At 61.8% G+C, this 10,808-nt stretch carries 9 protein-coding genes; 7 read left to right on the plus strand and 2 right to left on the minus strand.

Features of this window, described 5'->3' with window-relative positions; all coding sequences use genetic code 11:
* Nucleotides 1–62 precede the first annotated feature (62 nt).
* Both P7644_RS18210 and fliS read right to left on the minus strand, forming a co-directional pair.
* Nucleotides 63–386 (minus strand): flagellar protein FliT, encoded by a 324-nt coding sequence (locus P7644_RS18210; RefSeq protein WP_404300650.1) that lies wholly within the window; start codon nucleotides 384–386, stop codon nucleotides 63–65.
* A gap of 9 nt (nucleotides 387–395) precedes the next feature.
* A complete protein-coding gene (gene fliS / locus P7644_RS18215; protein WP_404300651.1) occupies nucleotides 396–800 on the minus strand; it encodes a flagellar export chaperone FliS in 405 nt (134 codons plus the stop codon).
* Nucleotides 801–1,161: 361 nt separating this feature from the next.
* Between fliS and P7644_RS18220 the strand changes: the two genes are divergently transcribed.
* The 7 genes from P7644_RS18220 to P7644_RS18250 all read left to right on the plus strand — a co-directional run bounded on the left by P7644_RS18220 (nucleotide 1,162) and on the right by P7644_RS18250 (nucleotide 10,585).
* Nucleotides 1,162–1,986, plus strand: coding sequence for a flagellin (locus P7644_RS18220; RefSeq protein WP_404300652.1), 825 nt, complete (start codon nucleotides 1,162–1,164; stop codon nucleotides 1,984–1,986).
* A gap of 129 nt (nucleotides 1,987–2,115) precedes the next feature.
* On the plus strand, nucleotides 2,116–3,501 hold the full coding sequence (gene fliD, locus P7644_RS18225; protein ID WP_404300653.1) for a flagellar filament capping protein FliD: 1,386 nt from the start codon (nucleotides 2,116–2,118) through the stop codon (nucleotides 3,499–3,501).
* A 343-nt stretch (nucleotides 3,502–3,844) separates the two neighbouring features.
* Entirely contained in the window at nucleotides 3,845–4,672 is an 828-nt protein-coding gene (locus tag P7644_RS18230; protein ID WP_404300655.1) for a flagellin, read from the plus strand.
* Between the two features lie 22 nt (nucleotides 4,673–4,694).
* Nucleotides 4,695–6,377, plus strand: coding sequence for a hypothetical protein (locus P7644_RS18235; RefSeq protein ID WP_404300656.1), 1,683 nt, complete (start codon nucleotides 4,695–4,697; stop codon nucleotides 6,375–6,377).
* The gene (locus tag P7644_RS18240; RefSeq protein WP_404300658.1) at nucleotides 6,374–7,714 is read left to right on the plus strand and encodes an SDR family NAD(P)-dependent oxidoreductase; all 1,341 of its coding nucleotides are present in this window, start codon (nucleotides 6,374–6,376) and stop codon (nucleotides 7,712–7,714) included. Before P7644_RS18235 ends, P7644_RS18240 begins: the two co-directional genes overlap by 4 nt.
* Nucleotides 7,715–7,802: 88 nt before the next feature.
* Nucleotides 7,803–8,498, plus strand: coding sequence for a class I SAM-dependent methyltransferase (locus P7644_RS18245; protein ID WP_404300659.1), 696 nt, complete (start codon nucleotides 7,803–7,805; stop codon nucleotides 8,496–8,498).
* A gap of 263 nt (nucleotides 8,499–8,761) precedes the next feature.
* Nucleotides 8,762–10,585, plus strand: a complete 1,824-nt coding sequence (locus P7644_RS18250; RefSeq protein ID WP_404300660.1) for a tetratricopeptide repeat protein — start codon at nucleotides 8,762–8,764, stop codon at nucleotides 10,583–10,585.
* Nucleotides 10,586–10,808 lie beyond the last annotated feature (223 nt).

The raw sequence follows: 10,808 nt of genomic DNA on the forward strand, positions 1-10,808 counted from the left end.
TGCGGCGCCGGCTCTCCAGCCTTGGGCTCGTCCCACGCGGCGCCACCGCGCCGCGGCATACATCAGTGCAGCACCTGCGGCTTGCCTTCGAACGGGTGATCGAACTGCGCCAGCCAGGGCTCGGCCAGGATGCGGATCTGCGCGTCGTTGCGCAGGATGCGCTGCATGATGCGCGTCTTTTCCTTGCGCTGCTCGGGCGGCAGTTCCTGGTCTTGCGAACGGTAGCGCAGCTGCTCGATGAGCACGGCGCAGGCGCCTTCGCAGCGCACCACCTCGTCCCAGTCATGGTGCTTGGCAGCCTCCAGCATCCTGGCGCTGCTGTCCTCGATGGCCTTGTAGTAGTCGATCAGCATCTCGGGAGCCTTGATGTTCTGTGTGACTTGCATAGCTCCAACTCAGGCGCGCGCCTGCCCCCCGATTTCGTTCCAGCCGTCCATCACCGGCTGCATCACCTGCAGCACCTCCTCGACGATGGCCACGCTGTTGCCCGCCTGGGCCTGCGCCAGGCGCATCAGGCAGTAGGCATACAGCCGCTGCAAATTGGCCCCCAGCTCGCCGCCGGCGTTCACATCCAGGCTGGACATCAGGCCCTCATCGATCAGGCGCGAAGCCTTGGAGATCAGGCGCACCTTGGTGGCCACGTCCTTGCGCTGGATGGCGCCTATGGCACCGTTCAGGCAGGTGCGCAGCTCATTGAACAGCAGGCCGATCAAGCCATGGGGCGAGGCGCCGAGCACCTGCGAATTCAAGTCCACCTGCCGGTAGGCGGCCGACACTCTGGCTCCGGGAGGGGTATACATGCTGTTTCCTTCCATTGTCTGTACTCCAGCCTGTTATCGGCCAGCCCCCATATAAGTTGAGGCCCAGTGCATAAAAAAAATAGCACGTGCAAAGCAGCAATCAGTCATGCGCCCATCATGCCGCCGCGCCGCCCGGACCATGGGGCAAAAAAGGCAGCAAAACACCGCCAAGTCGGCATATCGCCCACAGCCGCCCCTGCTGACAATCCGGCAACCGTTGGGCGCCTGAATTTCCTAAAGTTTTGCTTGTAACGTTCGATAACACACTCAACGGGCTTCAGCAGAGGCCTGTTGCCAGAGGGGCAAGCGCACCGCTGGCACTGGGTCAAACACTTTTCTCTCACGCCAAGGAGCTTTCATCATGGCCATGACCATCAACACCAACGTTGCCTCGCTCAACGCACAGCGCAACATCGCCGCCACCTCGTCCAGCCTCTCCACCACCATGTCGCGCCTGTCCTCGGGCCTGCGCGTCAACAGCGCCAAGGACGACGCCGCCGGCCTGGCCATTGCCGACCGCATGAGCACCCAGGTGCGTGGCATGAACGTGGCCATCCGCAACGCCGGCGACGGCATCTCCATGGCGCAGATCGCCGAAGGTGGCCTGTCCGGCATTGGCGACATGCTGCAGCGCATGCGCGAGCTGGCCGTGCAGGCTTCCAACGCCACCAACAAGGAGGAAGACATTGCGAAGCTGGGCAAGGAGTTTGCCCAACTCGGCGAAGAAGTCACCCGCATGGTCGGCGCCACCCAGTTCAACGGCAAAAAGATCTTGCAGAGCAGCACCAGCCTTGTGTTCCAGGTAGGCGCCGGTGGCAGTGCCGCCTCGTTCGATGAGATCAGTGTTGCCGCTATCGATTTGTCCAGCGCCTTCAGTGGCATCACAAGCCTCGGCTCCACCGCCTCGGGCGCCCGAACCATGATTGGCACCCTGGATGCCGCCCTGGAAGCGGTCAACGAGAACCGCGCCACCCTGGGTGCCACCCAAAGCCGGTTCGAGAACACCATCTCCTTCCTGCGCACTGCGGTAGAAAACCAGTCTGCCGCCCGTGGCCGCATCGTGGACGCCGACTTCGCCGCCGAATCCGCCAACCTGAGCCGCTCGCAAGTCCTGCAGCAAGCAGGCACCGCCATGCTGGCCCAGGCCAACCAATCGGCACAGAGCGTGCTGAGCCTGCTGCGCTAACATGCAGCATCGGCGGTCTGCAACCAGCGGGCTGCCGCCATAGGCTAGGCAGCAAAGGCCGAAGAACCCGTTTCTTCGGCCTTTGCCCTATCAAAAAACCGTTCACACCACCCCTTACAGGAGCCGCACATGTCCACCATCTCCTCCCCTGGCATTGGTAGCGGCCTGGACGTCAACGCCATCGTCAGCCAGATGATGAAGCTGGAGCAGCGCCCGCTGCAGCTGCTTCAAACCAAGGCCAGCGGCATTGAAACCAAAATATCTTCTTACGGACAGGTCAAGTCCGCCATGGCCGCGCTGTACGACGCAGCCAAGGGGCTGACCAACCTGGACACCTGGCGCGGCAAGCAATTTGCCAGTGGCGACGAGACCATCCTCAAAGGATCGGCCAGCAGCAGCGCCCAGGCCGCGCAATTTTCCTTGCAAGTCAACCACCTGGCGCAGTCGCAATCCGTGGCCACCAGCAGCCTGCCCAGCGGCAGCGGCATTGGCACCAGCGGCACGCTGACGCTGGAGCGCGGCAAATGGAGCGCCGACCAAAGCGGCTTTGCCGGCGCAGGCTCTGCCATCGACATCACCATTGACGCGGGCGACAAGCTCACCGACATCGCCAAGAAAATCAACGACACCAAAGACGCCGGTGTCAGCGCCGTGGTCATCAAGGACGCCAGCGGCGAGCGCCTGCTGCTGCGCAGCAACACCACCGGAGAGGAAAACGGCTTTGCCCTGTCGGTCTCCGACCCCGGCCTGAACATACTGGCGCATGACCCGGCATCGGTCGCCGCCGACAACGGCGCCAGCCGCACCCAGGCAGCCAAGGACGCCAGCTTCAGCATCAACAGTGTCGAAGCGCGCTCGGCCAGCAACACTGTGGAAGACATCGTCCCCGGCGTCACGCTCAATCTGCTGAAGCCCTCCGACAAGCCGATAGACATCACCATCAGCGACGACACCAAGGCCATCAAAGACAAGATCGAAGCCTTCAAGGACGCCTACAACAAGCTCAACTCCACCATCAGCGGCCTGACCAAGTACGACCAAGGCAGCAAGAAAGCCCAGCCCCTGCAGGGCGACAACACCGTCGTCGGCATGCTCAACAGCCTGCGCGGCCTGGTGGGCAACCCCAACAGCGCGGGCGACTACTTCAGCAGCCTGGGGCTGGAGGTGCAGCGCGATGGCTCGCTGAACATCAACAGCACCAAGCTGGACGCCGCCCTGAAAGACCTGCCCAAGCTGGAAAAGGCCCTGACCGACGGCACCGACGGCCTGGTCACGCGCATTCGCGAATTTGCCTTCAAGGCCAATGGTGTTGAGGGCAACATCACCAGCCGCACCAAAGCCCTGCAAGACTCGCTCAAACGCAACGAGTCCGACCAGGAGCGCATAAACCTGCTGCTTGATCAGCGCCAAAAAAACATGCTCAAGCAATACCAAAGCCTGGACGCCAACATGAGCACCATGAACTCCCTGTCGAGCTTCATGAACAACCAGATCGGGCAGTGGAACAAGAGCTGAGCCATTGGCGCGGCATGGCAATGGCTGCAGAGCCCGTCATCCCCGCGCAGGCGGGGATCCAAAGTGCCACTCAGACAGTTGCTTCGTCACTGCGGTGGATCCCCGCCTGCGCGGGGATGACGGGAGAAATCGCTACTTGAGTCAAAAAGTCAGATTGCAAAAACCAAGGCTGTGCCCGCAAGAACCGAACAGCATCTTGAAAGCCCCGTTTATCGGGGCTTTTGTTTTTGCCCCCTTCCGCAAAATTGCACCCACACCCGGTAGCCATGGAACGCGACAGCGGACACCCCGTCAACAGGCCCCGAGTGGAACGTCAATCCAACGCCCCTGAAGGAATCTGATCATGGCCATGACCATCAACACCAACGCGGCCTCGCTCAACGCGCAGCGCAACACTGCTGCCAGCGGAGCCAGCCTCGCCACCACCATGGCGCGCCTGTCCTCGGGCCTGCGCGTCAACAGCGCCAAGGACGACGCCGCCGGCCTGGCCATTGCCGACCGCATGAGCACCCAGGTGCGTGGCATGAACGTGGCCATCCGCAACGCCGGCGACGGCATCTCCATGGCGCAGATCGCCGAAGGCGGCCTGTCCGGCATTGGCGACATGCTGCAGCGCATGCGCGAACTGGCCGTGCAGGCCTCCAATGCCACCAACAAGAACGAAGACATCACCAAGCTGAACAAGGAGTTCGTCGAACTGGGCGCAGAAGTCACGCGCATGGTCGATGCCACCCAGTTCAACGGCCAGAAGATCTTGAAGAGCAGCGCCAGCCTTGTGTTCCAGGTAGGCGCCGGTGGCAGTGCCGCCTCGTTCGATGAGATCACCATTGCCGGTATTGATTTGACGAGCGCCTTCAGCGCAGTCACAAGCTTGGGCTCCGCCAACTCCACGGCTCGAGACATGCTCGCGATCCTGGATACCGCCCTGGGGACCATCAACGACCACCGCGCCACCCTGGGCGCCACCCAAAGCCGGTTTGAAAATACCATCTCCTACCTGCGCACTGCGGTAGAAAACCAGTCTGCCGCCCGTGGCCGCATCATGGATGCCGACTTCGCCGCCGAATCCGCCAACCTGAGCCGCTCGCAAATCCTGCAGCAAGCAGGCACCGCGATGATTGCCCAGGCCAACCAACTGCCCCAAAACGTGATGCGGCTGCTGCAAGGCTAAGCCGCCACCACAAGGACTGTTTATGCCAGTGACCAGAGCCGACCAATACCGCAGCGCGCTGCTAGAGCAACTGCTGGAGCAGCAACGCCATACGGAGCTGGAGGACTTCGTCACCCAGGAATGGGACAAGGACCTGCTCGGCGACGCGCTGCTCAATGCCGCACGCGCACTGCGCTTCACCAAGGCTGTCATCTTTCTTTCCACCCTCGGGGTTGCGAACCTGGAGCAATCCGGCGACCGCGCCATGTGGCTGGTGGCCTACCAAAGCCTGGCCCAGGGGCGTGAGGCCGAAGGCTTTGACACCCTGGCGCCGCAGCTGCCCATCGTCTGGGTGGTGCGCCAGATACTCCAGCCGGGCGCCAGCACTGCAGTGCAGCAATGCCAGGGCGAGGCCATCGACTGGCTGGACGCCATGGAACTGTCCATCGACTACCTGCGGCTGGATTTGCTGGAACACATCACCCAGCACCTGGGCACGCAAGACCTGCCGGCGAATGCCTGGCTGGTTGCCGCCAAAACCCTGATAGAGCGCGCCAGACTGCTGGGCGCATCACAAGATTTGGCACGCTATGCACACTGCATGGAGCGCATTCGCCAGCAAATCGACACCGACAGCGAGGAATACGCCAAAATCCGCAACGCCTTGGCCGCCCACGCAGCACGCAGCTACCTCAAAGTCCAAGACGCCGAGAGTGCCAAGCGCATGGCCCTGGCAATAGAGCCAGACACCGCCATGATGCGGCTGGAGCATCTCACCTGCATGGCCGAGGCGCACTGCAAAGCCGACGAATTACCGGCATCCCTGGGATATCTGGACAAAACCCTGGAACTGGCCCTGCAGCCAGAAATTCTGCAAAGCTTCAAGGAAGAAAAGCAGAAGAAAAAAAAGTCCAAGTCCAAAGATTCAACATTCAGCTCTGACGCCGCTGGCCAGGCCTTGCAGGCGCTCCAGGAAGCCGTTGCCCCCAGCGGACAAAAGGTGTTTTTAGTCTCCGGGACCCTGCTGGGCTATGCCCGCGAAGGAAAAGTCCTGGGGCACGACAAAGATATCGACGTAGGCATTGTGGGCTGGATCAACCAGTTTGATGTTCTGAATGCCATATTGAGCAGCCGCCAGTTTCAGGTGTATATCGAAACCTTTGCCAAGAAGGAAACCTACGTCGTCCCGGTACTGCACATTGCCACCGGCATTGCCATTGACCTGTTTTTCTACCACCCCGAAGGCGACAAATACGTCACCGGCATACAGCACATGTTTGGCTATTTGCAACGCTTTGCCTTCACCCCCTTTGAGCTGCAACCCATTGAATTCCTGGGCGCACAGCTCTACGCACCCAGCGATATTGAGCTGAAGCTGCGCGAAAACTACGGCGATAGCTGGCGCATTTCCGACCCGGATTACATCTCGCACCTGGAGTCGCCCTCGACCGTGGGAATGGGCGGCCTGGTGCATCAATTGGTCGGCCGCCTGACGGTTTACTCCTGCCTGCGCAAGGGCCAGCCCTCCAAAATGCTGCGCGCGCTGTCTGTACTTGAGCAATACCAGCAGCACCCGGGCGGCATGGCTCCAGCACTCATGCAGCGGCTGCGCGACCTGGCTGGCCGGCTGGATGAACTCATGGCACCGGACGCCGCTGAAAACCCCGGCACGCCAGACAGCACCGAGAGCCCCGACACGGCCCTCGCCCAAGGGGCCTATGCATGAGCGGCCAGATCGCCTACGTACTGCTGGCCGGCGGCTCCGGCACCCGCCTGGGCGCGGAGACACCCAAGCAATTCATCCGGGTTGCCGGCAAGACGGTGCTGCAGCACAGCTATGAGTGCCTGAGCAGCTTTGACCCGCAGGCCCGCATCCTGGTCACGGTGCCCGCAGACTCGGTGCAAACCGCCCGGGAGTTGCTGCGCGGCACCCGCGCCGAGATCATCATCGGCGGCGCATCGCGCCAGGAATCGGCTTGGGCGGCACTACAACATTTGCAGCAAGATCCACCCGTCCACGTTGTGCTGCACGATGCTGCGCGTCCATTTCTGGACCACCAGATCCTGCACGGCGTTGCCGCCGCGCTGCAAACCTGCGACGCCGTGGACGTGGCCATCAAAACCGCCGACACCATCATCGTCGCCCGCGACGGGCTGATACAGAACATCCCCAAACGCGACCACTTGTACCGTGGCCAAACCCCCCAGGGCTTTCGCTATGCCGGGCTACTGCGCTGTTACGAAGAACTGGGCACCGAGCGCCTGGGCGAATTCACCGACGACTGCGGCATCTACCTGGCCTGCAACCCGCTCAGCCCCGTGCGCATCGTCCAGGGCAGCAGCGAAAACATCAAAATCACCGACCCGGTGGATTTGATCTTGGCCGACGAGCTGTTTCGCATCCGCCAGCAGCGCGTCAACCCGAACCTGGACGGGCTGGACATGCAGGGGCGCTACGCGCTGGTATTTGGCGGCAGCGCCGGCATCGGCAAAGCCATTGCCCAGGTGTTGCAAGAGGCCGGCTGCACCGTCCAAAGCCTGTCGCGCAGCAGCGGCTGCGACATTGCCAACCACGCCCAGGTGGCAGACGCCATAGCCGCCGCACAGCAAACCTGGGGCCGCATAGACCACATCGTCAACACCGCGGGCCTGCTGCTCAAAGGCCCGCTGACCAGCCAGGCGCCCCAGGACGTGGCGCAGCAAGTGGCCATCAACCTGCTGGGCGCACTCAACGTCGCCCAGTGCAGCCATGGCGTGCTGAAGGCATCGCGGGGCATGCTGCTCAATTTTTCATCGTCATCATTTACCCGGGGCCGGGCGGAATATGCGCCCTATTCCGCCTGCAAAGCCGGCGTGGTGAACATGACCCAGGCGCTGGCCGACGAATGGATGGGCGACGGCATCCGCGTCAACTGCATCGTGCCCGGACGCACCGACACCGCCATGCGCCGCAGCAACTTTGCCCAGGAAGATTCACGCACCCTTTTAAGCCCCTTCGAGGTGGCATTAACCGCAGCCAAACTCATGAGCAGCAACGAAACTGGAGTCATTGCACGTGTCTGAAAACCCATACTCAACATGCCCGGTTTGCGGCGGAAATACCAAACCCGTCACTTACACGTTAAAAGCCGGACACCCTAAAGGCAAAACCATGACCGGCACGCAGTGCATTGGGTGTGATTTGCTGCGCTTCCCAGAAAACACTGCCTCTTATCTGAACGTACTGGAAAACTCAGAGCAAGAACGCAGACTGCAAGAGCGCCGCAATGCCAATGCAGAGCGCCCTGGCCGGGAGTTTCATATGGCGCAGATGTGCATTGAAACCCTGACCCGTTTCAATGCCAGCGTGAGTTTTTTCGGCGCCGGCATCAACACCGACTGGCAATGGCTGCAACGCGCCTATCCAGAGGTGCAGACCAAGCTGGTGGACCTGGAGAACATGCAGTCGGTGCCCCATTTTGAAACCATAGCCGATGCCACCCCGTCCGACATCGTGGTGGCCAGCGAAGTCATCGAACACTTTGAAGAGCCTCTGGCGCATTTTGAATCGCTGCTGCGCCTGGTGAAGGACGACGGCATTTTGATTTGCGGCACCAACCTCTATAACGGCAAGGATATATCTCACGACTTCTATCCTTTCACGCCCGGCCACGTGACTTACTGGACCCCTTATGCACTGGCCTACGTGGGCATGCAAAAAGGATTTTTTGTGGATTTTCGTACCCCCGAGTTATATGCCGCCAAAGGGGCAAACAAAAGATATATATTATTTTTCAAAAGCCCGGAAACCATTTACCGTTTGGGCGTGTATTTTGGCAACCATGTGCACGCGCCGTCAGAGCCTTGACAGGCAGCCTGTGGGGCCGGTCACGGGTTGTTGTTGAAGCGTCATCCCCGCGCAGGAACGTCACCCCGGACTTCGATCCGGGGCGGGGATCCAAGTGCCATCCGGTCAGTTGCTTCGTCACTGCTGTGGATCCCTGCCTGCGCGGGGATGACGGTGATTCACGTTTCAACAGGAATCGCCACTTGAGCAGAAAAACAGCATCTAGCCCTTATCTGACAAGCGTCACAAGCTATTAAAAATAAAGCAAAACAGGAGGAACCCCCATGCTCAACCCCCACCCGCAGCCTGATTTTGTCCAGCTCATTGAGCAAGCCTGGGGCCGCCAGCTGCACCTGCTGCGCCTGCTGGAAAACGCCGACCAGCTCGTCGCCGGGGGACACGAGCCGCTGGCCGCCGTGCTCTACCAGACCTGGCTCAAGCGCAACCGCACCACGCACGACCACCTGGCCTGGTTCAACCTGGGCGTCATCCTGTTCAACCAGAAAGACTGGGACAGCGCGCGCGAGGCCTACAGCCGCGCCCTGCAACTGAACCCGCAGTTCTTGCAGCCGCGCTTCAACCTGGGGCTGGTGTACGAACAGATGGGGCAAAGCGACAGCGCCACCGCCCAGTGGCTGCACATTGCCAGCAGCGCCGCCGCCGACAACCCCGAGGAGCGCCCGGTACTGCTGCTGGCGCTCAACAACCTGGGGCGCCACTACGAAGACCAGCACCGCTACGCCGAAGCCCAGGCCGCCCTGACACGCAGCCTGCTGATCGAGCCCAACCAGCCGCAAGTCATACACCACTGGGTCTTTCAGCGCGCCAAGCAATGCGTCTGGCCGGTGTACCAGCCGCTGGGCGGCCTGACCGAAGAGGCGCAGCGCCAGAACACCTCGGCCATGGCCATGATCAGCCTGTCCGAAGACCCGGCCATGCAGCTGGCCGCCGCCCGCCACTATGTGGCCAGCTCGCTCAACCTGGACGTGCCGCGCCTGGCGCCCGGCAAGCCCTACGGCCACCGTAAGCTGCGCATTGCCTACTGCTCGTCGGACTTCTGCCTGCACCCAGTCGCCATGCTCACCGTGCAGCTGTTCGAGCTGCACGACCGCGAGCAATTCGAGATTTACGGCTTTGACTGGAGCCGCGAGGACAACTCGCCCCTGCGCCAGCGGGTAGAGGCCGCGATGGACCACTTCATCCGCATCCACCACCTGAGCGACCAGGCCGCCGCCGAGCTCATCCGCGAGCATGAAATCGACATCCTGGTGGACCTGCAGGGCCAGACCCTGGGCGCACGCGCCAACATGCTGGCCTACCGCCCCGCGCCCATACAGATCACCTACCTGGGCCTGCCCGCCACCACCGGCCTGCCATTTATTGACTACGTCATCGCCGACCGCTACCTGATCCCCGAGTCGGCCCAGCCCTACTACTCCGAAAAGCCGCTCTACCTGCCCGACATCTACCAGGCCAGCGACCGCCTGCGCGAAGTGGGCCCCACCCCCACGCGCGCCGACTGCGGCCTGCCCGAGCACGGCTTTGTCTTCTGCTCCTTCAACAACAACTACAAGTTCAACCCCTCGGTGTTTGCCGCCTGGATGCGCATCATGCAGCGCGTGCCCGGCAGCGTGCTGTGGCTGCTGGCCGACAACGTCTGGGCCCAGGAAAACCTGCGCCGCGCCGCGCTGGAATATGGCATCACCGGCGACCGCCTGTACTTTGCCCCCCGGCTGCTGCCCCAGCACTACCTGGCACGCCTGGCCGTGGCCGACCTGTTTCTGGACACCTACCCCTTCAACGCCGGCACCACCGCCAACGACGCGCTATGGATGGGGCTGCCCGTGCTGACCATGAGCGGCCAGACCTTCGCCTCGCGCATGGCCGGCGCCCTGCTGACCGCCGCCGGGCTGCCAGAGCTGATTGCCCCGAACCTGCAAGCCTACGAAGACAAGGCCGTCGCCCTGGCCCAGTCGCCCGCCGACTGCCAGCGCCTGCGCCAGCACCTGGCCGACACCCGCGAGCACGGCGTGCTGTTTGATACCCCGCGCTTTGTGCAACACCTGGAAGCCGCCTTCCAGCAACTGTGCGCCACCACGCTGCATTGAAAAACTTCAAAACAGCCTGATTAGCGACATATCTCAGACAGCACTCGGTCAACAAACGCCACGTCATTCCGGCGAAAGCCGGAATCCAGGGGTTTCAGTGCTGCGAGGCTCCTGGATTCCGGCTTTCGCCGGAATGACGGTGATCTGAGGTATGTGCCTAATCAGGCAAAACAGTAGCAAACTCGCTCTCACATTACGCAACACGCTATCAAAAAACAATAAA

The sequence above is a fragment of the Alicycliphilus denitrificans genome (assembly GCF_044792555.1).
In the GTDB taxonomy this organism is placed as follows: Bacteria; Pseudomonadota; Gammaproteobacteria; order Burkholderiales; family Burkholderiaceae_C; genus Alicycliphilus; species Alicycliphilus denitrificans_A.

Excerpts from the sequence above, each read along its gene's own strand:
- P7644_RS18210 (WP_404300650.1), bottom strand. The coding sequence starts at position 386 with ATGCAAGTCACACAGAACATCAAGGCTCCCGAGATGCTGATCGACTAC.
- fliS (WP_404300651.1), bottom strand. The coding sequence starts at position 800 with ATGTATACCCCTCCCGGAGCCAGAGTGTCGGCCGCCTACCGGCAGGTG.
- P7644_RS18220 (WP_404300652.1), top strand. The coding sequence starts at position 1,162 with ATGGCCATGACCATCAACACCAACGTTGCCTCGCTCAACGCACAGCGC.
- fliD (WP_404300653.1), top strand. The coding sequence starts at position 2,116 with ATGTCCACCATCTCCTCCCCTGGCATTGGTAGCGGCCTGGACGTCAAC.
- P7644_RS18230 (WP_404300655.1), top strand. The coding sequence starts at position 3,845 with ATGGCCATGACCATCAACACCAACGCGGCCTCGCTCAACGCGCAGCGC.
- P7644_RS18235 (WP_404300656.1), top strand. The coding sequence starts at position 4,695 with ATGCCAGTGACCAGAGCCGACCAATACCGCAGCGCGCTGCTAGAGCAA.
- P7644_RS18240 (WP_404300658.1), top strand. The coding sequence starts at position 6,374 with ATGAGCGGCCAGATCGCCTACGTACTGCTGGCCGGCGGCTCCGGCACC.
- P7644_RS18245 (WP_404300659.1), top strand. The coding sequence starts at position 7,803 with ATGACCGGCACGCAGTGCATTGGGTGTGATTTGCTGCGCTTCCCAGAA.
- P7644_RS18250 (WP_404300660.1), top strand. The coding sequence starts at position 8,762 with ATGCTCAACCCCCACCCGCAGCCTGATTTTGTCCAGCTCATTGAGCAA.